Annotated in this window: 19 protein-coding genes; 5 read left to right on the top strand and 14 right to left on the bottom strand. The window is 51.2% G+C overall.

The window, feature by feature from the left end; genetic code table 11:
• Nucleotides 1-28: 28 nt before the first annotated feature.
• The gene (locus FDX14_RS05045) at nucleotides 29-1,984 is read right to left on the bottom strand and encodes a glycoside hydrolase family 127 protein (protein ID WP_137349123.1); all 1,956 of its coding nucleotides are present in this window, start codon (nucleotides 1,982-1,984) and stop codon (nucleotides 29-31) included.
• A 10-nt stretch (nucleotides 1,985-1,994) separates the two neighbouring features.
• Nucleotides 1,995-3,395: an MFS transporter gene (locus FDX14_RS05040; protein ID WP_137349122.1), complete on the bottom strand. Its 1,401-nt coding sequence runs from the start codon at nucleotides 3,393-3,395 to the stop codon at nucleotides 1,995-1,997.
• A gap of 252 nt (nucleotides 3,396-3,647) precedes the next feature.
• Here FDX14_RS05040 and FDX14_RS05035 point away from each other — a divergent pair, with 252 nt between their 5' ends.
• Nucleotides 3,648-4,460, top strand: a complete 813-nt coding sequence (locus FDX14_RS05035; protein WP_042311635.1) for a helix-turn-helix domain-containing protein — start codon at nucleotides 3,648-3,650, stop codon at nucleotides 4,458-4,460.
• A gap of 4 nt (nucleotides 4,461-4,464) precedes the next feature.
• On the opposite strand, the gene FDX14_RS05030 is transcribed toward FDX14_RS05035, so the two are convergent.
• Both FDX14_RS05030 and FDX14_RS05025 read right to left on the bottom strand, forming a co-directional pair.
• Nucleotides 4,465-4,938: a YqeJ family protein gene (locus tag FDX14_RS05030; protein WP_137349121.1), complete on the bottom strand. Its 474-nt coding sequence runs from the start codon at nucleotides 4,936-4,938 to the stop codon at nucleotides 4,465-4,467.
• Nucleotides 4,928-5,728: a winged helix-turn-helix domain-containing protein gene (locus FDX14_RS05025; RefSeq protein WP_061380930.1), complete on the bottom strand. Its 801-nt coding sequence runs from the start codon at nucleotides 5,726-5,728 to the stop codon at nucleotides 4,928-4,930. The genes FDX14_RS05030 and FDX14_RS05025 overlap by 11 nt, the downstream gene beginning before the upstream one ends.
• Nucleotides 5,729-6,151: 423 nt before the next feature.
• On the opposite strand from FDX14_RS05025, the gene FDX14_RS05020 reads away from it, so the two are divergent.
• Together FDX14_RS05020 and FDX14_RS05015 are read left to right on the top strand one after the other, a co-directional pair.
• Nucleotides 6,152-6,541 carry a winged helix-turn-helix domain-containing protein gene (locus FDX14_RS05020; protein WP_042311638.1) on the top strand — a complete coding sequence of 130 codons (390 nt, stop codon included), beginning with the start codon at nucleotides 6,152-6,154 and terminating at the stop codon, nucleotides 6,539-6,541.
• A 177-nt stretch (nucleotides 6,542-6,718) separates the two neighbouring features.
• A complete protein-coding gene (locus tag FDX14_RS05015) occupies nucleotides 6,719-8,644 on the top strand; it encodes a methyl-accepting chemotaxis protein (protein ID WP_252182513.1) in 1,926 nt (641 codons plus the stop codon).
• Between the two features lie 40 nt (nucleotides 8,645-8,684).
• Here the strand turns inward: FDX14_RS05015 and araD are convergent, their stop codons facing one another.
• From araD to yiaK, 8 genes are all read right to left on the bottom strand, one after another.
• Nucleotides 8,685-9,380, bottom strand: coding sequence for an L-ribulose-5-phosphate 4-epimerase (araD, locus tag FDX14_RS05010; RefSeq protein ID WP_137349120.1), 696 nt, complete (start codon nucleotides 9,378-9,380; stop codon nucleotides 8,685-8,687).
• Nucleotides 9,374-10,234 carry an L-ribulose-5-phosphate 3-epimerase gene (locus tag FDX14_RS05005; RefSeq protein WP_079225830.1) on the bottom strand — a complete coding sequence of 287 codons (861 nt, stop codon included), beginning with the start codon at nucleotides 10,232-10,234 and terminating at the stop codon, nucleotides 9,374-9,376. Before FDX14_RS05005 ends, araD begins: the two co-directional genes overlap by 7 nt.
• Nucleotides 10,227-10,889 carry a 3-keto-L-gulonate-6-phosphate decarboxylase UlaD gene (ulaD, locus tag FDX14_RS05000; protein WP_137349119.1) on the bottom strand — a complete coding sequence of 221 codons (663 nt, stop codon included), beginning with the start codon at nucleotides 10,887-10,889 and terminating at the stop codon, nucleotides 10,227-10,229. Before ulaD ends, FDX14_RS05005 begins: the two co-directional genes overlap by 8 nt.
• Nucleotides 10,889-12,391 carry an FGGY-family carbohydrate kinase gene (locus FDX14_RS04995; protein WP_137349118.1) on the bottom strand — a complete coding sequence of 501 codons (1,503 nt, stop codon included), beginning with the start codon at nucleotides 12,389-12,391 and terminating at the stop codon, nucleotides 10,889-10,891. Before FDX14_RS04995 ends, ulaD begins: the two co-directional genes overlap by 1 nt.
• Nucleotides 12,392-12,491: 100 nt before the next feature.
• Nucleotides 12,492-13,811 carry an MFS transporter gene (locus tag FDX14_RS04990; RefSeq protein WP_137349117.1) on the bottom strand — a complete coding sequence of 440 codons (1,320 nt, stop codon included), beginning with the start codon at nucleotides 13,809-13,811 and terminating at the stop codon, nucleotides 12,492-12,494.
• A gap of 31 nt (nucleotides 13,812-13,842) precedes the next feature.
• Nucleotides 13,843-14,775: a DUF4862 family protein gene (locus tag FDX14_RS04985; protein ID WP_137349116.1), complete on the bottom strand. Its 933-nt coding sequence runs from the start codon at nucleotides 14,773-14,775 to the stop codon at nucleotides 13,843-13,845.
• A 13-nt stretch (nucleotides 14,776-14,788) separates the two neighbouring features.
• Entirely contained in the window at nucleotides 14,789-15,253 is a 465-nt protein-coding gene (locus FDX14_RS04980) for a YhcH/YjgK/YiaL family protein (protein WP_137349115.1), read from the bottom strand.
• Nucleotides 15,254-15,264: 11 nt separating this feature from the next.
• Nucleotides 15,265-16,263: a 3-dehydro-L-gulonate 2-dehydrogenase gene (yiaK, locus tag FDX14_RS04975; RefSeq protein ID WP_137349114.1), complete on the bottom strand. Its 999-nt coding sequence runs from the start codon at nucleotides 16,261-16,263 to the stop codon at nucleotides 15,265-15,267.
• A 217-nt stretch (nucleotides 16,264-16,480) separates the two neighbouring features.
• On the opposite strand from yiaK, the gene yiaJ reads away from it, so the two are divergent.
• Both yiaJ and FDX14_RS04965 read left to right on the top strand, forming a co-directional pair.
• Complete coding sequence (yiaJ, locus tag FDX14_RS04970) at nucleotides 16,481-17,296, top strand: IclR family transcriptional regulator YiaJ (protein WP_038642923.1); 816 nt, start codon at nucleotides 16,481-16,483, stop codon at nucleotides 17,294-17,296.
• 117 nt (nucleotides 17,297-17,413) lie between these two features.
• On the top strand, nucleotides 17,414-17,887 hold the full coding sequence (locus FDX14_RS04965; protein ID WP_137349113.1) for a 4Fe-4S binding protein: 474 nt from the start codon (nucleotides 17,414-17,416) through the stop codon (nucleotides 17,885-17,887).
• Between the two features lie 35 nt (nucleotides 17,888-17,922).
• On the opposite strand, the gene avtA is transcribed toward FDX14_RS04965, so the two are convergent.
• Both avtA and malS read right to left on the bottom strand, forming a co-directional pair.
• On the bottom strand, nucleotides 17,923-19,173 hold the full coding sequence (avtA, locus tag FDX14_RS04960) for a valine--pyruvate transaminase (protein WP_079225834.1): 1,251 nt from the start codon (nucleotides 19,171-19,173) through the stop codon (nucleotides 17,923-17,925).
• 176 nt (nucleotides 19,174-19,349) lie between these two features.
• Nucleotides 19,350-21,380, bottom strand: a complete 2,031-nt coding sequence (gene malS / locus FDX14_RS04955; RefSeq protein ID WP_137349112.1) for an alpha-amylase — start codon at nucleotides 21,378-21,380, stop codon at nucleotides 19,350-19,352.
• Nucleotides 21,381-21,486 lie beyond the last annotated feature (106 nt).

The following is a 21,486-nucleotide window of genomic DNA, read 5'->3' as shown; positions in this document are numbered from 1 at the left end:
GGCTAACTGCCGCCATCCGTCGTCATCGTTACTGCTCGTTTATCCAGATTCGCATTTCGCCTTCACCACGGTTTGCCCAGCTAAACCACGGAATGAACGTCAGCGTATGCGCCTGACGCGAAGCTGGTGAAACATCGTAGTGCCACAACGCTTGTTGTGCCGCATTGTGGGCACTTTGCTTCACGCCTTCCGCCTGAATTAACATCTTATGGCTGAACAGTCCCTTACCCTCAAAGACCCTGAACTCACTCTCTTTTGGCAGCCACAGGTTATGCAACTCTTCGCCGTTGTCGGCCTGCTCCAGGCAATACACCAGCGGCCCACGCTGAATGGCGACTTTACCGGCAACATGGCGCACCAGTGGGTTTCCGTATACGCGACGCACGGGCATCGGCAGGGTCAGGCTTAGCGTATCCCCCTCCCGCCAGGTTCGGTTGATGTGCAAATAGCCTTTACGTATATCTTGTGCAACCGGTTGACCATTCAGCAAAATCTGCGGCGTGGTACACCAGTCCGGCAGGCGTAACGCGAGGGTATGATCGACCGGCAGCGGTGATTCAATGGCGATTGTTACCTGCTCATGCCACGGGTAATTTCCGTTAATGCGCAGCTTAAGCACGCCGTCTGCCACAGGAACTTCCATGCTATTGCCCACATACATGTTGATATACAGTGCGTCCTGACGTGGCGTATAGATGTAATGGCCAATAGAAGTAAGTACGCGGGCGATATTGGGCGGGCAGCAGGCGCAGCCAAACCAGCGCTGGCGAACGGGCTTCACATGGTCGTAAATATGATTGAATTTTAGAGATTTAGGATGCACCTCCAGCGGGTTAACGTAGAAGAAGTGCTTCCCGTCCAGCGCCATGCCGCCAAGTACGGTGTTATACAGGGCGCGCTCCATCACGTCGGCATACTGGCTGTCGGCTTCCATTTCCAGCATCCGGCGGGCGAACATCATCAGCCCGATTGAGGCGCAGCTTTCGGCGTACACGGAATCGTTGGGCAGATCGTAATCGCTGCTAAACGCCTCGCCGCTGCTTTGCGAGCCGATCCCGCCGGTAATATACAACTGACGCTGGGCCATATTGTTCCACAGACGCAAACAATCCTGACGCTTGCTTTCGTCCTGACTTAGGCGTGCCAGATGCGCCACGCCGGTCATCAGATAAACAAAACGTACGGCATGACCGATAGCCTCTTGCTGCTCTGAAACAGGCTGGTGTGCCTGGCTATAGGGCTTATCCTTCACCATCCACGCCGGACCGTAGGTGTGCCAGTAAGACGTTTGGCCGCGTTTTTTGTACTCTTCGTCATAAAAATGAGGTTGCGCACCGCGTTGCTCAACAAAGTAATTTACCAGCGCCATATAGCGTGGTTGCTGAGTGACTTCGTACAAACGCATTAATGCCAGCTCGATTTCCGGGTGTCCGGGGTAGCCGCGCAGTTGATCTTCTCCCAGCCCAAAAACGCTGTCGATATGATCTGCCAGGCGGCACACCACCTCTAACAGACGACGTTTCCCCGTCGCCTGGTAGAAAGCGACGCCCGCTTCAATCAAATGACCTGCACAGTACAACTCATGACACTCAGCGAGGTTAGTCCAGCGTTCATCCGGCGCTTTGACCGTAAAATACGTATTGAGGTAGCCATCATCACACTGGGCGGCGGCGACCAGTTCAATAACCTCATCGGCAGTTTTCTCAAGCTCCGCATCGGGCTTCTGGCACAGCGACCAGGCGACGGCTTCCAGCCATTTCGCCACGTCGCTGTCCTGAAAAACCATCCCGTAAAACTCGCCTTGCTGAAGGCCTGCGGCGATGCGGAAATTCTCGATCGCATGGCTTGGCTCCGCTTCTGTAATGCGGTCATTGAGCGCATCCCACTGGTAGGGGATCACCACGTCACGCACCAACTGCTGATATTGTCCGAGGAACGGATCGCTGACCGTGAGCTTATGCAGGTCGACTTCCAGTACATTCATTTCGTGCTCCTTAAGGCTGTACATGACGTTGACGCAGATCGGTAGCAATGCGCGACATCATCGGGTTATTGAGTTTGCAGATGCGGACAGACAGCGCCAGCAGCAGGTGGAACAGTGCGGGCAGCAGCGTCTCCATGGCAGTAATCCCTTGCAACGAACTGGCGGTTTGATTACCGGCGCCGGGATGATAGGCGACAAAAATAAACAACAGGCTGATGATCCCCGCACTGGAGGCCCAGGCCAGTTTGATGAAGAACAGGTTAAAGGCGAAATTCATGCCGGAAGAGCGCACGCCGGTTTTCCACTCGCCGTAATCATCGGCGAAGGCCATCAGCGAGAAGTGCAGCGGTAGCGTGAAGCCCAGGATAATGCCGTTACCGAGGATAATCGCCAGCCACAATGTCTGATAAGCCGGGCCGGTTGGCAGGAACCACATCAGCACCGCCAGCGTGGCCAACATCAGGTTGGTGTAGTAATAGAGTTTGACGGTATCAATGCGTCGGGTCAGCGGGCTGACGAGCACTGAACCGATGATAGAGGCAAAGGTTACCATGGTGAAAAACAGCGACGTGTAAGCGGTGCTGCCTTCCAGCACATAGGTAATGAAGTACATGTACCCGCCGCCGCGAATATTAAAGACGTTGATCAGCAGGAACGACATCACCAGCATCAGCAGCAACTGGTCATTTTTGCGCAGACCGCTAATATGTTCGCGCAGGGTAAATTTCCCCATCATCGCCAGCGGAACGCGCTCACGCACCCAGAAGAAGCAGCACAGGAACATGACCACTGCAACGGCGCAGAGCACGCCGACACCGAACTGGTAACCCTGCGCGGCATTGCCCTGGCCCAGCACATCCACCATCCACGGCAGGCCGACGGAGACGAGAAAACCCGCCACGCCGCACAACACAAAGCGCCAGGACTGGCAGGCGATCACCTCGTTGTGGCGGGTGGTCATGGTGTTAATCAGCGCACAGTACGGTACGTTGATGGCGGTATAGCCGACGGAGAGCAACAGATAGGTGCAGAATGCCCAGGCGATTTTTACGCCCATGCTGGCGTCTGGGACGGTAAAGGTCAGCACGCCGATAATGCCAATCGGAACCGCGACCCACAGCTGCCAGGGGCGAAAGCGTCCCCAGCGGCTTTGCGTCCGATCGGCGAGAACGCCCATAATGGGGTCGGAAATCGCATCAAACACGCGCAGGGCAATAAACAATGTGCCGACCAGCGCGGGTGTTAACCCGAAGACATCCGTGTAGAAGAACGTCAGGAAGTTCATGATCAGGCAGGTAATCACCGTCCCACCTGCATCACCTAACCCATAACCTATTTTTTCACGAAGGGATAATTTGTCGTCTTGTGCACGCTGTGCCAAATCAGATGTCGTAATCGGAGCCGAAGTCATAAATAACTCCCGGAAGTGATGTTCGGAAAGTGTCCCGCTACGCTGCGGGTTATTTGGATGTAATTTGCAAAATACCTGATTAATTTTGCACGATATGTTTGAGTCAACAAGGGAAGAGAAAAGTATAAAAAGGTGACAATTCCGACTTCATTGGGAAAATGTGATTTCGATCCGGCGAAAAGCAATTTTATCGTGAATAATCAAAGGTAAAGGTCGGTTTAATTAATGCAAAAAGCGGGAATTTGAATATATATGCTCGAATTGTCCATGTCTCTTCCGATTAAAGTGCAAAACGGCGGGTTATTTATTTCTCGTGGCGTCGGCAGTCATCCTGCACGGCAATTGCAATCCTGGGAAATAATCTTTGTCGAAAAAGGGACATTAACGATTCGCGAAGGCCATACTGTTTTTTGCGTGAATGCCGGAGAAAGTTTGCTGCTGTGGCCGCATCGCTTACATATTGGCGTCGGGCAATTTCCGCCCGATTTAAAATTTTACTGGCTGCACTTTGAGTTAACGACAGGAAACGATGCTTCATCAACAGAACCGTTACTTGCGATTCCTCAGCATACCAGGGTGAGCGAGCCGCAATATATTATTTCGCTGTTTCGCCAGTTTTTACGCGAGCAGGAAAACATTCATCGCAGCATGGCGCTGGAACTGATCCTGTTGTTGATTTTGCAGCAAATATCCGCGGCCGCCGGTGAGCAACCTGTTGATAGCCCTGGGAATGCGCTGGCATGGAAAGCGCAACAAATGATTCACACCCAGTTCCACCTGCCGATTGGTGCTTCAACGCTGGCGAGAGAACTGCATTGCAATGCCGACTATCTGGGACGTGTTTTCCGCGGCGCTTTTCGGCTGACACTCACCGAAGCGTTGCATCGTCAACGGGTGAGGGCGGCAGAAAAACTATTAATCAGCGATTCGCTGTCGCTCACTGAAGTGGCGCGGAGATGTGGATTTAACGACGTGGGCTATTTTCGCAAAATCTTCCGCAAGCATACCAGCCTGACCCCAGCGGCCTGGAAACGGCGCTATTGTAAGGAACATATAAACTCATAATCGATCAGTTGTTGTTACGTGTACAATAGAATAAAGGGGTATGGTCGTAGAGAAATAAATATCCATCGGCGTTCTGTTGTATGACTTGCAGGGCAAGTCCTCGATTGTGTTTCCTGAAGAAATCAGGTTTCCAGCTAAGGATAGGAATATCCCTTTTAGGTAGTTCGTTTGTTGATTTTGAGAACAGGTAAAGATTTTGCCCTTTACGCCAATAATCAAAAGTCACTTTATTACTGGTTTTTATTTCATGACCCTGTCGATCTCTGTAAATACCGGTTGCTTCATATTTACCCGAATCACCAGAAAAAGTGAAGTTCATGAGTACTTCATAAGATGAGATTTGGTCCTGCAATGTTAATTGGGCTTCACAGGAAAAATATTTATGCGCGGTAGACGTGCGCCAGCGGATGATAAATGTGGCCGCCAGTCCTGCTAAAAATATAATCCATAAGAATAAAGAAATTTTCTTAGTCATCATATTTCTCCATGAAAAATAATGATTTGCACTTTGCGAGAGAGGAGTTTATTTTATCGCGGCATATCAGAATAGACGTTCCGGATTGTGAGTTATTAAGTGTCATATATACAGTCTTTGCTGGTGGGCAGGTTAAGTTTTGTTTGACGTAGAACTGGTTAAAGACTTGAGTACTTTTCTCCTTGCCTGACCATGACGAGTAGACCTGGCAGCCATGTAATTTACCAATATCTATGTAATGAGCATAAAAAGAGTTTTCATGCTGATGTGAGTAGAGAATGAAAAATAGTAAAAATATGCCACCAAGAAGTGGTATGAATATAGATCGCTGAAGAAAATTACTCTTGAATATATTTTTTTTTGCAGCGGTTGCCGGGGGGGAGAGTTCTACCGGAACGGCAACCTGCCGGGCAGTGCGAGCGGTCATGAACTCATCGAAAGGAATTGTCACTACATGAGCTTCAGCTTTGAAGCCTATTTTTGGCAGAGTGAATATGATTTCCTCATCCAGACCTACTCCTCTGAGAGCTTTCCTGATCAACGCAATACTCTGATATATCGCATTGGTGGAGACAATCGCCCCATTTTTTTCCCATACTTCACTGAACAGATACTTCTGGGTAACGGGCTGATGGTTATGCTGTAGCAGCAGTAAAAGGCAGGCAGACACTGGCGCGTGCAGCGAGATGTTTCTTTCTGGGTAATCCTTTAAAGAGGTTAGACGATTTTTATCAGGTTCAAAAACAATTAATTTATTGATAATGATGACATTTTTCACTTTCATGCCCAACATGTAACAAAGAGAGTCCGTTCTGAATCAGAATAAATCATCAAACATCATTACCCAGTTTCAGTGGAATGGCTTAAGGTCAATCTCAACGAAGTGATTATCACGCAACAGAATGCTTCAGTGAAACTCAAACAGAATTATTATCCGTGATTTGAGATAAATAATTGGTTTTGCATTGTCATTATGAGTGCGTACGATTTGTTAGAGATTTATTCTGTAAATTTGCTGCTTGAAAAAGTATCATTTTATTAACCGGTATATTATTTTACATTTTATTCTGATTTTGGCTGGAATGTTGCTAGAGGAAGGGTGCACAGAATGTATATTGAAATTAATTTTCATCACTTTACACTTGCAGTGTGAAAGTAAAGGAGGAATGAGAATGTCTGGATATCATCGGCTGATGTTAAAGTGAGTCGCTGAACTATGAAATATCAATTACAGGGATTTATGATTGGTAGAGAAATTTTTTTCGATGTTAAAGAAGCCAGAATATTTAGACTTCCGGTACATAAGATGGATAGCATCATTTTATTTGGTGGTATATTTCTGAATAGTACGATGTTTCGTCTGTTGATCTATCTTTTGATAAACGCCGAGAATCGATATGTATCGCGAGATGAATTACTTAGCAATATCTGGGAAAAATATGACTTAAGTGCCTCAACACAACGGTTATGCAAAGTAGTAAGTAATTTGAATAAAAAATTGAGCCTTTTAGGGTTGCCTGCAGATACCATTGTTAATGTTAAAGGCAGTGGCTACATTATAAGACTGAATAATATAAAACCGCTATATGGTTTAGTTGATTTTTAATATAAGTCCGACACCTGTGGAAAGTTTTTTTCGTGAGCGTGATGTCGCCTCCGAAATATTATCCTGGGCAGTAATGCCCAGGATCTTTTTACAGGATAAACATTTCTTACTCCGGTTTCTGTATCAAGTGGAAAATATTAATCACTTCTCTGGGCATTTCTACTGGATGGCATAAATATGAAAATAAAGTACTTTTTTCTAAATTTAAAATTAAATAAAAAGATGCTATTAGGTTTTTCTGCGATGTTTATCATCATGATTTCTATTATGGCTTCAGGATTGTTTGGCTTAAGGCACATCCAGGAGCGTGTTGATAAAAATGCAGTTAGTATCAAACTCCTCGAAAGTTTGGCAGCAGCAAAACTTAGCCGAATTAGCTATGAGTTATCTGGAGAAGCCGCTTATGTTAAACAAAATAAGGTTGCTATGGCGCAATTGTCACAGCATCTTGAAAATTTGTTTGCTTTCACATGGTCTGAAAGTGGTTTGGATATTCTTAATCGAAGCAAACGCGCACTGAAAAATTGTTTCGAAGATTGGGAAGTGTTTGACTCATTAATGACGAAAAAGGTAGCAATGCAACAACGGCTTGATAGTCAGGATTTTTACACTAAATCAACGAGCTTAAACCGCTGGAGCTATGATATAGCTTTGCAGCCAGAACTCGGGATGATGATATCTCAATTTAGTTTTGCGATGAGTGATTTGGATACATTGCTCAGTGAATATTTGAAGTCACCGACAGAAAATAAATTGCATACGCTACAAACCCGTATTGATGAAAGTCTGGCTCTTGGCGAGCGATTCAAATCATTATTATCAAGCGAGAGGCAATCCTATCTTGACAATATTATTAAGGAAATAAAAGGTTACGCCAGTGATATTGTGCCTTATCGCCAATTAAATAATGAGGTGCTTGAAGTATCCAGTAAGCTGGCAAAAAATGCGGCTGAATTAGCGCACGGAATTCATGATATTAATGCGCTTATGCAACAAAGGGTGGTGGAAGTTTCTACTACGGTTGAATGGCAAATGGAGATTGTGGCTTTAGTGGGAATTGGTATCGGGATTTTATTGGCATGGCTGATTACGCGCTCGATAACGTTGCCAATTCAGGATACTTTACGTTTGGCAGAACAGATTGCCAAAGGGGATCTGACTCACGATCTTAAGACTGAACGACGCGATGAACTGGGTTCATTAATGCAGTCGATATATACAATGAATAACAATCTGAAAACGATTATTCATGACGTGAGAGAAGGTGTAGATAGTGTCGCACGCTCTTCATCAGAGATAGCATCGGGAAATATTGATTTATCTTCTCGTACAGAAGAACAAGCGGCTGCTGTGGTTGAAACTGCGGCGAGTATGGAAGAATTAACTTCAACTATTGCACTTAATGCAGCAAATGCCAACGATGCGCTAAAGCTGTCTGAACTTGCAGCGAAAAAAGCCAATGAAGGATGCCAAATTTCTCAGGTTGTTATTGAATCAATGAAAAACGTCCGAACTAGCTCACACCGTATTTCGGAAATTACCTCTGTAATTAATGGGATCGCTTTTCAGACGAATATTCTGGCGTTGAATGCTGCCGTTGAAGCAGCACGCGCTGGGGAGCAGGGGAAAGGGTTTGCAGTTGTTGCAGGAGAGGTTCGTAATCTTGCCCAGCGCAGCGCGCAATCAGCTAAAGAGATTGAGGAATTGATCACTGATTCGGTTAAACAGGTTGATTCCGGTTTTGCATTGGTTGAACGTTCGGGGATTGCGATTGCGGATATTGAGCAATCAGTCATTCGGATGCGCGATATTATGGCGGATATTGCACTGGCAACCAGTGAGCAAAGTCGGGGTGTTACTCAAATTGCTCAGGCAATGACGGAAATGGATACGACTACACAACAAAATGCGGCGTTGGTTGAGGAGTCCTCTGCAGCAGCGAGTTCGTTAGAGGAACAGGCGCTTAAGCTTGAAGAGGCTATTTCTGTTTTCCACGTATCACATGAATATAATAACATCCCACAGACTCTAATGGGCATTCGAAAAATGAGTGTAGAAGCTGTGAAGCAGGAAAGTAATCACAATAATTGGGTTAAATTCTAAATAATTAGCCGCTGCTAACTGGCAGCGGCTATCACTTATGCTACTGCCCGTAATAGGCATTCGCGCCATGTTTACGTAGATAGTGTTTATCCAGTAACTCAGGCTGCATATCCGGTAACTGCGGGGCCAACTGGCGTGAGAACAGCCCCATATAGGCGCACTCCTCAAGTACCACTGCGTTATGCACAGCATCCGCGGCGTTTTTACCCCAGGCGAACGGGCCGTGTGAATGCACCAGTACCGCCGGAACCTGCATCGGGTTCAGGTCCCGTTGCTCAAACGTTTTAATGATCACTTCGCCGGTCTGGTATTCATATTCACCGATGATCTCTTCCATGGTCATCAGTCGGGTACATGGGATCGTGCCGTAAAAGTAGTCGGCATGCGTGGTGCCCCATGCCGGGAGATCAAGACCCGCTTGCGACCAGATTGTCGCGTGGCGTGAGTGCGTGTGCACAATGCCGCCGATCTCAGGGTAACGGCGATACAGCGCCAGATGAGTTGGCGTGTCGGAAGAGGGTTTTTTACTGCCTTCAACCACGTTGCCGCTGGCGATATCCACCACCACCATATCATCGGCGGTCATCACGTCATATTCCACGCCGGATGGCTTGATCACCATCAGCTTGCGTGTTTCATCTACTGCGCTGACGTTACCCCAGGTAAAGGTGACTAAACCATGTGCCGGCAGCGCCAGATTCGCCGCCAGTACCTCGGCTTTCAGTTGTTCTAACATGGGAAACCTCCTTCCTGCATACGGTCTTCTATCCAGCGTCGGGCCTGGATAATTTCCAGCACCGGTTCTTTTGCTTTTTCCGTCCACATTTCAATCAGAAACGATCCGCGATAGTTCAATTGATGCAGCGTTTTGAAGATGCCCACAAAGTCCACACATCCTTCGCCAAAGGGGACATCGCGAAACTGGCCCGGATGAGTTTCGGTTACCGGCAGCGTGTCCTTCAGATGGATCGCGGCGATACGGTCGATGCCCAACGTCAATTCAGCCGTAACGTCATTACCCCATGCGCTGAGGTTGCCTACGTCCGGGTAGACGGTGAACCACGGCGATGAGAGCATGTCATCCCACTTTTTCCACTTGCTGATCGAGTTCATAAATGCGGTATCCATAATTTCTACCGCCAGCATCACCTGCGCGGCGGCGGCTTGCTCAACTGCCCATGCCAGCCCCTCGGCAAAGCGCTGCTGTGTACCTTCGTCATGTTCTTCGTAATAGACGTCGTAACCGGCCAGTTGAATTGTGCGAATACCTAAATCCCGGGCCAGGCGGATGGCTTTGGTCATGATGTCGCGTGCCCGGGCGCGGACGGCTTCATCGCGACTGCCAAAGGGAAAACGGCGGTGGGCCGACAGACACATAGAAGGAATGGCCACGCCGGTTTCCAGCATCGCGCTCACCAGCGATGCGCGCTGGGCAGGAGTCCAGTCAAGGCGCGACAGACGTTCATCGGTTTCATCTACCGACATTTCAACGAAATCAAAACCGCAGCTTTTCGCCAGCACTAACCGCTCCGGCCAGGTGAGGTCTTTGGCCAGCGCTTTTTCATAGATACCTAACGGATGGTTACGCATATTTTGCTCCCCAGATGGCGTCGATTTGCGCATGGAATTCGGCGGCCACCTGCGCCGGGTTTTGTGCTCCCGCCAGCGCGCGTCCAGCGATAAAGGCTTTGACGTTGATGTCGCGAAACAGCGGCAGGTCGGCGGGCGTAATTCCACCGGTAATTGACAGCTCCAGACCGATATCAGAAAGCGCCTTCATCCGCGCCAGGTCCGCTTCTCCCCACTGTTGACCGCTGGCCTGCGCATCGCGTCCACGGTGATAAATTGCCTGGCGAACGCCGACGCGATACCAGTCGCGGGCATCATCCAGGGTCCAGTTGCCGAACAGTTCCATCTGAATTTCGCCGTCGCAGGACTGCGCGACGCCATGGCCTTTTTCCACCGTAGCGAGCGGCGCGGCGCAGATGATGGTCATCCAGTTGGCGCCTGCGTCAAACGCCTGCTGTGCGAGAGTTTCGCCCGCATCGGCCACCTTCCAGTCGGCGACGATGATTTTATTCGGGCACTGTGCTCGCAGCGCTTTCACGGCGGAAAGGCCTTCGGTTAAGCAGAGAATAGTGCCTGCCTCAACGATATCGACACTTTCCTGTAGCAGCGCGACATCGCGTTGGGCCGCTTGCAGATTCGTGTGGTCAAGCGCCAGTTGCAGTAATGGTCGACTCATTATTCGTGCTCCTTAATACGGGCGTGATAGCCCTGCAGTGCGGTAATTAAATTCTGGTATTGACGGTATTTGCGCTGATAGTTCGCATGCGCCGCGGCGTCCGGCAACAGGGTTCGTACCGGGTGCTGTAAGCTGCGCTGGGCATCGCTGAAATTGTGATAAACACCGGTGCCTACGCGGGCGGCGAGCGCTGCGCCAAAGCAGCCTGTCTCTTCAACCTGCGGCAGTTCGATACGTAAACCGCTGACGTCCGCCAGCATTTGCATCCAGACGTTGGAATGCGCCGGACCACCGGTAACGCGCAGGGTATGCGACTTGGTAAAGCGCTCACGCATACGGTTGAGGTGGGTCATATGGCTGAAAACCACGCCTTCGTAGATGGCCTGTAACAAGTGGGCACGGGTGTGTATAGCCTGCATGCCATAAAAACCGCTGGTCATCTCCATCCCGGCGTTACTGCCATACAAAAAAGGCAGGAATAAAAGATCGCTACTGGCTTTTGGCAAGCTGGCAACGGCCTGGTTGATCTCATCGAAAGAGAGTTCGCCCCACTGGGCGGTAAACCACTCCAGATTGCCGGAAGAGGTCGGGCTGGCTTCGTGAACGATGTACTGCCCATCATTGACATAGCGGCCATAGACGTAAGGATGCGCTTCGTGGTTGCGCAGGCCGTGAGCGATCCCGCTGGTGACGGCCCAGGTTCCCATCACCGCGTTGAGGGTGTGTTCATCTTCGATCCCGGCGCAGAGTGCGGTGGAAACCACATCAAACAGACCGCCGACGACGGGAGTACCCGCCGCCAGACCGGTTATGGCGGCTGTTTGAGCGGTGATTTCCCCGCATATTTCTGCTGAACCGACAATAGGCGGTAGCGCATTGTCGACTTCACTGATGCCCAGCCACTGGGTCAGACGCGGGTCGTACTGACCTGTCGTCATGTTGTAGAGGTTGGACTCGGAGATGTTGCTCTCTTCGCAGCCTTTCACGCCGGTTAAGCACCAGCGCAGGTAGTCATGGCCCATCATGACGCTGCCGATTTGCGCGTAGCGTTGCGGTTCATTTTCTTTCACCCAGCGCAGGAGGGATGCGGGATGTCCGGTCCACAATGTCTGGCGAGTGATCGGGTAGAGCTGCTCGGGGATCCCATCCTGCTGCCAGCGCTGAACGATGCCCATCGCACGTCGGTCGGAAGAGAGAATGGCATTGCCCAGCGGCTTATCCTGTTTATCGAGAAGGAACATTCCCTTGCCCTGAGCGGAAATACCAATGCCTTTGATTTGTTCACCGGATACGCCAGTGCGTTTCAACAGCCCGGCAATTGTGGCAACACACTGTTGCCACAATTGGTGCATATCGCGTTCGGCGTAACCCGGTAATGGCGATACGGTCTGCAACGATTGCCGGTTAATTCCATGTTCATGACCTTTGGCATCATACAAACCGGCTTTCAGATAAGTACCGCCACAATCGATCCCCAGCCAAAAGGTCTCTCTATCACTCATCTTTGTTATCTCATTTTTGCCGGATGGCGCTGCGCGTATCCGGCCTTGGGTATTTATTGATTTTGTAGGCCCGGTAAGCGCAGCGCCCCCGGGCATTGTTTTACGCCGTGCGTTTATGTGGGTTCAGTGTTTTGAGCGGTGCGGAACCCGCGTCGCATTTCGCTGGCAGCAGCAGCGCCATCAGCGCGGCCAGAGCCAGTGAGACGGCCAGGCAGTAAACGCCTGCATCTTTGCTGTACAGGGTGATAAGTACGCCGACCGCGTAAGGACCGCAGAAACCGCCGAGGTTACCCAACGCATTGATGACCCCACGTGCGCCACCGGCCATTTCCGCGCTGAACAAACGCGCCGGAATAGTCCAGAACACGCCCGCAGCCGATTGCAGGAAGAATCCGCAGCCAACCAGTGCGGCATAAGCCAGCCAGACGTTATTTTTCAGCGCTACAGAGAGGAACATGCACAGGGCAAAGCCAATCAGCGGCAGGCAGACGAACAGCTTGCGTTTACCGGTCCGGTCAGAGAGGGAAGAGAACAGGAACATCCCGGCAATCGCGCCGACGTACGGCAGAATAGCGAGCATGCCAACTTGCCCCATGCTGCTGTGGGTCAACTCTTTGAGGATGGTCGGCAGCCACAGGGTGTAACCGTAAATCCCGGTCTGATAGAAGAAGTTCAGCGCGATAAGTTGCCACATGGTTTTGTCGGACAACACCGCGCCCAGAGAGGCATTTTTGACCTCTGTTCCAGCAATCGCTTTTTGCTCGGCGGCCAGGGTTTCTACCAGGTAATTTTTCTCCGCCTCAGAGATCCAGCGCGCTTCCTGCGGACGGTCGTAAACGGTATAGGCCCACAGCACCAGAACGACGACGGAGAGTAAACCTTCAATGATGAACAGCCAGCGCCAGTCGAGTACGGTGATTATCCAGCCCGAGAGCGGGGCGGTAATGATCCCGGCAATAGGCACAAACATAATCACAATCGCATTGGCGCGACCGCGTTCGGCGTCGGGGAACCAGTTACTGATCATCGTCAGCACCACCGGCAGCATGCCGCCTTCGGCCACGCCGAGTAAGAAACGCAAAACCAGCAGTTGATACTGATTAGTGATCAATCCCGTCAGAACGGAAATAACCGCCCAGGCAACCAGCGACCAGCCGATAAATTTCTTGCCGCTGCCGTGTACGGCAATTTTTCCGCCGGGTACCTGTAAAAACAGATAACCGATGAAGAAAATTCCCCCGGCCAGACCGGCCATGGTGGCGGAAATACCTAATTCTTCATCCATGCCGCCGGGCATCGCAAATGCGATATTAACGCGGTCCATATAAGAGATAATACAAGCGATCAGAATCGGGGGAATAATCCGCAGCCAGCGCTGACGGGGTATATCTTTGAGTGTAGGGCGAGAGGTCATGTTCATATTAATATTCTCGTAGAGTAGTATGTTATTTTTATATTTTTGCTTTGTTTAATGCAGCGATGCCGTCGCGTAATATCGCTACGCGATGGTTCACATCTGCATTGGCATTTATTTCCAGCAATTTAATACCGGCAAACTGCAATGGATCGCTTCCTGCGCAGGCGAATAATTCGCGGGCATGGTCCGTGGTCATCAGGCTCTGCGGGCAGAAAGGGGCAAATGGTGCGTGAAGGTCCTGCCATTCGCCGTATTCTCCTGTCAGCGTCGTGCCGGAGAACATCAGCGCGCCCAGTTTCCCGGCCCGTTGGGCCTGCTGCGTGTGGGCCAGCGGTAGGGCGAGGTCCTGCCCTTCAATCGCCGATCGCGCCCAGTTAATGCACACGCTGATGTCGTAACCGGCGATCGCGTCCAGTACGTTTTCTAACGGCAAAAATCCTTTGCGTGGTGCGGGGCCAGTCATAGCATCGCAATGTTCCAGTACCAGATCGCAGGACCAGTCCCAACGGGTAATTTCCTGGAGCGAACGGGCAAACGCGTCGGTGGCCTGAGCGACATTTGGGTTGCTTGCCAGTGGAGCGGCATGCAGTTCAAGGGCGATTATTTTCCCGGCGCTGGCCGCATTAATATGGTTGATTTTCTGCTGCAGATGGCGGTAATACGCCACACAGGCCTGACGCTGCTCTTCGTCGCTGGAGGCCAGCCCAAAACCGCTATTGTTACCACGACGGCGCATGGTCTCCATAATCGCTGTGACCACGATTTGCCACTCGCCTGGCGTATGGCGCAATAACCACTCGTCACCTAACGGATGCAGATGCTCAAGGCAGGGCTGCTCCAGTCCGCGAATATCCGGGGTATCGGAGAGTTGACGCCAGAAGTCCTTCTCTTCCTCTTCACTCTTGTGGTGAAATGAGGGTGCACAAGGGTACGCACCGATAATATAACCGGTAGTGTTAGCTTTCATTTTTGTGCTCCTTTTATAAAACTGAAATAGCAACCTTCACGACTATTTTGCGGATCGGCGTGGCGACAGTTTTATGACATGCTGGACGATGAACATCCTGCGGGAAAAATATGGCGTAACTTCCCGGAATCATTTCAATAAAAGATTCATGTTCGCTGGCGTGATAAAAAATAATATCGCGCTGTTCTAATAACGATTCGCTGATTTGGTTATTTCCGGTATCAATGGCGATACCGATTTTTTCTTCACCCCAGGCTAAAAACTGAATATCCAGATAGCGGCGATGTACTTCAGGGCGATTTTCGGCAGCGTCACGCGTGGTTAAATCGATAATTTGTGCGAAGATATTTTTACCCTCGATCTCCACCACGCCCGGCTCAAGTTTGTGGAAATCCGTGGTGCGCAGGAAATCGAGCGCCCTTTCAATCGCCACGGGCAAACGACACGGGTTAGGCTGAGCAATATGTCCAAAGATCATGGTGTTGCTCCTTACAGCGCCTGAATTTTTGCCCAGACGCTGTCATCAACGGTGATACCGTTACGGCGATTTTCTTCCAGTAGCTTTGTAAACTCGTGGCCAGGCAGACGAACAGGCGTGTTTTCATCCGCGCGTTCGGCGGTGGTAATGAAATCCATAATCCGCTGTAGTTTGGCATCGCGCGTGGCGCCATCGATCAGCTTATCCACTTCAATGGCGATGAAAATCTGCGAAATGCCATATTCGTCGCTGTTATCCTGAGTGACCTCCGCAACGGAAGAGCCGTCAGAAAGCAGGGTGGCAATCATATCCAGCACAATCGACAGACCTGAACCTTTCCAGTAACCCATTGGCAGAATGCGACGATTTTTTTCGATAATGCCAGGCTCTTTGGTGAGATTGCCTTCATCGTCAAAGCCACCGTCTACCGGCAGTTCGCGACCGGCCAGGCGATTCACTTCCAGCATGCCGTAGGAGAACATCGACATCGACATATCAACCATGGTGATTGGCGTGGAGGGGATGGCGACAATCAGCGGGTTAGTACCAATGCGGCACTCCTTCGAACCCCACGGCGGCATGACGGCAATTGAGTTGGTCCAGCAGATACCAATGCACCCTTTCTCCGCGGCCTGCCAGCCATAGCTGCCGCCACGCATCCAGTGGTTGGCGTTACGCAGCGCCACCAGACCAATACCGTGATCGGAGGCCAGCTCAATGGCCCGGTCCATCATCTTTTTCGCCGTCAGGTTGCCGATCGAACGCTGGGCATCCCATTGCTCAATCGCCCCCAGGCTGGTGATGCGCTGTGGTTTGGCTTCAGGAATGATGTCGCCGTTATCCAGTTGCTGAATGAAGCGGGGAAAACGGTTGACGCCATGCGAATAGACGCCGGATTCGGTGGTGCGCGCGAACATTTCTGCACAGGCATCGGCGGTTTCAACGGCGATACCGCGTGCCAGCAGTACCCGATTGAACGCATCTTTTAACTGTTCAAAGGTGACTTTCATTCCTGTTTCCTTGTTTAAATTTGATCGCTTTTTTATCTCTAAATTTCACTATGCGAAATCTGATTTCAAATATAACGATCAAAATTTAACAGATCAACGGGGTGGCCTGTTTTTTAAAATCTGCAAAATCAAATAGTTGTGTTTTTTTGGTTCAGATCGTGAACTGAAACACACTTTGCGCTACCATCAGAGCGCGACGAAAAGGGGAGCGGAAAAAATGGGCACAAAAGAGAGTGAAATGACGCAAGACAAAGAGAGGCCAGCCGGAAGTCAGAGCCTGTTCCGTGGTTTGATGTTGATTGAGATCCTGAGCAACTATCCGAATGGGTGCCCGCTGGCCCACCTGTCTGAACTGGCGGGGCTGAACAAAAGTACCGTGCATCGACTCCTGCAAGGATTGCAGTCCTGCGGCTATGTCACACCCGCACCCGCTGCGGGCAGCTATCGGCTGACCACTAAATTTATCGCCGTTGGGCAGAAGGCGCTGTCGTCACTGAATATTATCCATGTCGCCGCGCCGCACCTTGAAGCGCTGAATATTGCCACCGGCGAAACCATCAACTTCTCCAGCCGTGAAGATGACCACGCTATTTTGATCTATAAGCTCGAGCCGACAACGGGCATGCTGCGTACCCGCGCCTATATCGGCCAGCATATGCCGCTATACTGCTCCGCGATGGGCAAAATCTATATGGCGTTTGGGCATGCGGATTACGTGGCGTCCTACTGGGAGAGCCATCAGGATCTGATTCAGCCTCTAACCCGCAATACCATTACCGGTTTACCGGCGATGTATGACGAACTGGCACAAATCCGCGAAAGCAGTATGGCGATGGATCGAGAAGAGAACGAGCTGGGGGTTTCCTGTATTGCCGTGCCGGTGTTTGATATTCACGGTCGGGTGCCGTATTCGGTGTCGATTTCACTTTCTACCTCACGTCTGAAGCAGGTAGGGGAAAAGAATTTACTTAAGCCGCTGCGCGAAACCGCTCAGGCAATTTCCAATGAGCTGGGCTTTACCGTTCGCGATTAGGCGCATGCCAGGCGTCGTTCAGTCACCTGACAAAATTTAACCGTTTCCCCTGTCCGATCAAGGCAGCAGGGAGTCTCTCTCTGGCAATCTGTGGTTTTCACTCTGACGGAGGGGGCAATGAACGAGTTTATTATGGCGGATGCGGCAAAATGTATTGGGTGTCGTACCTGCGAAGTTGCCTGCGTTGTCGCACATCAGGAAAATCAGGATTGCGCATCGGTCTCCTCCGCGGCGTTTATCCCGCGGATTCGGGTGATTAAAGACGATGCCTTTACGACGGCAGTAGCCTGTCATCAGTGCGAAGATGCTCCCTGCGCTAATGTGTGTCCAACGCACGCTATTCGTCGTGAACATGGACATATCTTCGTTGAACAGGCGCAGTGTATTGGCTGTAAAAGCTGCATGATCGCATGTCCGTTTGGGGCGATAAATGTTGTCGCACGAACGGCACGGGCGCAGGCGATAAAATGTGATTTGTGCTGGCATCGCGAGACGGGACCTGCATGTGTAGAAGCCTGCCCGACCAATGCCTTGCAGTGTATTGATGCTGTCAGTATGCAGCGACAGCGTCTGCGTTCACAGCCGCTGTGAAGCGATTCCGACCCACGCTCGGGTCGGGATTTGCGTTAGCCTTCCAGCCAGGCGCGCTCGATCTCTTCCGCCAGAATCTTCACGCCCGCTTCGATTTTCTCCGGCTCTGGAACGTAATTCATGCGCATGCACTGATGAGTATGCGGCCAGGGTTTATCCAGCCCCGGGAAGAAGTAGTCACCGGGAACCATCAGCACGCCGCGCGCTTTCAGGCGCTGATACAGCAGCTCGGTGGTGATCGGCAAATCTTTGAACCATAACCACAGGAAAATCGCCCCTTCTGGTTTATGGATGAGACAGCGATCTTCAGGTAAATAGCGGCGAATGATCGCAATAGTCTGCTGAACGCGCTGGTAATAAAACGGTTTGATCACTGTCTCAGAAAGGCGCAGAAGATCGTTACGTTTAATCATTTCGCACATCATCGCCGGTCCCATTCCGCCGGGCGCAAGGCTGATAATGCCGTTCATATTGGTGATGGCGGTGATGATTTTTTCATTGGCGATAATGATGCCGCAGCGGGAGCCTGGCAGACCCAGCTTAGAAAGGCTCATGCACAGCACAATGTTTGGGTTCCACAGCGGTCGCGCTTCGCTAAAAATGATGCCAGGGAACGGTACGCCATACGCGTTATCGATCACCAACGGGATGCCGTGCTGGTTGGCCAGCCGATCCAGCTTCATCAGCTCTTCGTCGGTGATCACGTTGCCTGTCGGGTTAGTCGGGCGCGACACGCAGATCATCCCCGTTTCTTCACCGATGTGCAGATGTTCAAAATCAACGTGATACTTAAACTGCCCTTCTGGTAACAGTTCGATGTTTGGGCGTGCAGAGACAAAGAGTTCTTCTTCCAGCCCGGAATCGGCATAGCCAATATATTCCGGCGCTAATGGGAACAACACTTTTTGTGTTGTTCCGTCGGCGCGGCGTCCGGCGAAGAGATTGAATAAGTAGAAAAATGCGCTCTGACTGCCATTTGTCAGTGCAATATTTTGTGGCTCGATATCCCAACCCTGCTTCTCACGTAGCAGTTTCGCCAGCTCGGCCAGTAGCTCGGTTTTACCTTGTGGACCGTCATAATTGCAAAGCGCATCAGCGGCTTTGCCGTTTTCCAGCATATCTGCCAGCAGAGACTGAAAGTAATTTTTCATCTCTGGGATTTGCGCCGGATTACCGCCGCCGAGCATGATGGCGCCTGGTGTGCGTAAGCCATCGTTGAGGTCCTCCATCAGGCGTGTGATGCCTGAATGGCGGGTAAATTTGTCGCCAAAAAGTGAGAATGTCATAGCAGGTGGTCTGTCGAACTGAGTAGTAAAGTGGCTAACCATAGCGCTACCTATGGCGGGGTGCAAATCAGGGGTATCAGGCTGGATTGATGTTTTGTGCTGCAGATTTTTGTCGGGCTGGTTTTTTATCGTGAATTGGGCTTCTCGCATTAGCGAGTACGAGAAGCCCGTCAGGATCAGTGCTGACCGGCCCACACCACCATAACTTTATCGTTGCCATGTTCACGGACGAATCCGTATCCCTGCTTCAATGTCAGCGTGGTTTGTTTACCGGCGCCAATGGCGGGATGTCTGGCCCTGAACTGGCTGATACGTTGCCAGTGGGCGACGCTGGCGGCAGATTTCCCGGTCACATCCTGCCAGTTCATCTCTGAGCGCGTACCCTGCAAGGGATCGGAACCCGTGGGGCCAAAAGGCCGGGCCGACTCGTCACCGTAAAACAGTTGTACTGCCCCAGGCGCCAGTAGCAATAGCTCGGCGGCTTTGTCTCCACCCTCGCGAAACAGCCGGGTATCATGGGAGGAGAGATAGCTCAGGACATTGAAATCCTGCAGTTTTTCTGCCATCTGCTGCCAGGTGAGATCCATATTTGCCAGACAATCAACGGCTTTCGCCGCCTGCTCCTGATAGTCGAAATTGATCATCGCGTCGAAACCGTGACGATAATAGTCGCTTTGCATGACGCCGTGACCCCAGGCTTCACCGGTCATCCAGAAGGGTTTATCATCCAGCGCTTTGTCCGGGTTGGCTTTCTTCCATTCGACCAGCGCCGCGCTGGCCTGTGTTTTGAGCTGCTGCCAGGCGGGCAGCTCAACGTGTTTGGCGGTATCAACCCGAAAGCCGTCAATTCCGTAATCGCGCACCCACTGACTGAGCCAGTGGGTCAGATAGTCACGGGGCGTGTAGCCGGCGATAGCTTTGGCGTGAGTATCTGGTTTGTGCTGATAAAAATTAGGCAGGCCGGAAGGCGTGGTGGATTCGGTTTTCAGATCGGGCAGGAAAGCCAGCGACATGGTCAAGTCGTCAAAACCAGGGTTGTCGTAATCGCCAATATCGGTGCGGATCCAGTTTTTGCCCCACCATTTTTCCCAGCCGGTTTTATCGCTGAAGTTGATGTAATCATTAAAGCTATGCCAGCTCTGCCCGGCGGCTGGCTTCCAGTCCGTCCAGCGTTCGCCGAGCGTGTTTTTCAGCTCATCGCCTGATAAGTACAGCGCCCCAAACTGATATTCCTGCATATCCGCTAGCGTGGCGTAGCCTGCATGGTTCATCACGACATCGAACAGGACACGGATGCCGCGCTGGTGAGCGCCGTCAACCAGCGCGCGCAGATCGTTTTCGTTGCCCATATTGGCGTCGAGCGTGGTCCAGTCCTGAGTGTAGTAGCCATGATAGGCGTAGTGGGGAAAATCGCCTTTGGTGCCACCGCCGACCCAGCCGTGGATTTGCTCAAACGGCGCGCTGATCCATAGCGCATTGACGCCCAGTTGTTGCAGATAGTCGAGTTTGCTGGCAAGACCGCGTAAATCGCCGCCGTGGAAGGTGCCAATTTCCTGCATACCGTCGTTGCGCCGACCGTAGCTGTGGTCATTGCCCGGATCGCCATTCATAAAGCGGTCCGTCAGGACGAAATACACCGTCGCGTTATGCCAGTCGAAAGCAGCGGGGGCGTCGGTTTCCGCCCGTTCCAGCAGCAACAATCCGTTACTGGTTGCGGCGGGCTGCAGGGTAATCGACCCGTTTTTTACCGTCGCCGTTTGGTTACTGTAGTAGTCGCGCACCACGGCGCCTTCCGGGAAGGTCTGACTGACGTCCAGCGTTAATGGCGAACCATCCCATTTCGGACACTGGCGGATTTGGACACTGACGGGGTCTGCGGCGCTTTTGACTGAGAGCATCAGCGTGGGCGTGCCGGAGCGGGTATCGACTTCCAGCGTGTAATCGCCGTCCTTGAATAAACGCCACTGCGGCGGGGCGCCTTCACACGGTTTGAGCGACAGCATCTGGTTGAGTTTTATTGCATCAGCTGGCTGCCAGCACTGTTGGTCAAAATTCAGAATTAAAGGACGAGTACCCTTCGTCAACGCTGCATGGCTGACGAATTTACCCGTACCTTCCGCTTCGAAGGTGGGAAGTCCCTGAGAGGTCCATGTTGAGGCGATGGCAATGCCGGGCATTAGCGCCAGCGCAACGGCGGCAAGTTTCATAATGCTGTCCTTGATGCTGCGATTTTCGCCAGTTTGCCAGTGAAATCAGGCCGGAAACTCCTCCTTTGAGCTGATTCCGCCAGGAGGAGAAGTGAGGGTGAGCTAA

This window comes from Citrobacter sp. wls710 (assembly GCF_005281115.1).
Classification (GTDB): domain Bacteria; phylum Pseudomonadota; class Gammaproteobacteria; order Enterobacterales; family Enterobacteriaceae; genus Citrobacter; species Citrobacter werkmanii.
The sequence above is the reverse complement of the archived record's forward strand: the minus strand, read 5'-3'. Positions and strand labels throughout refer to the sequence as shown.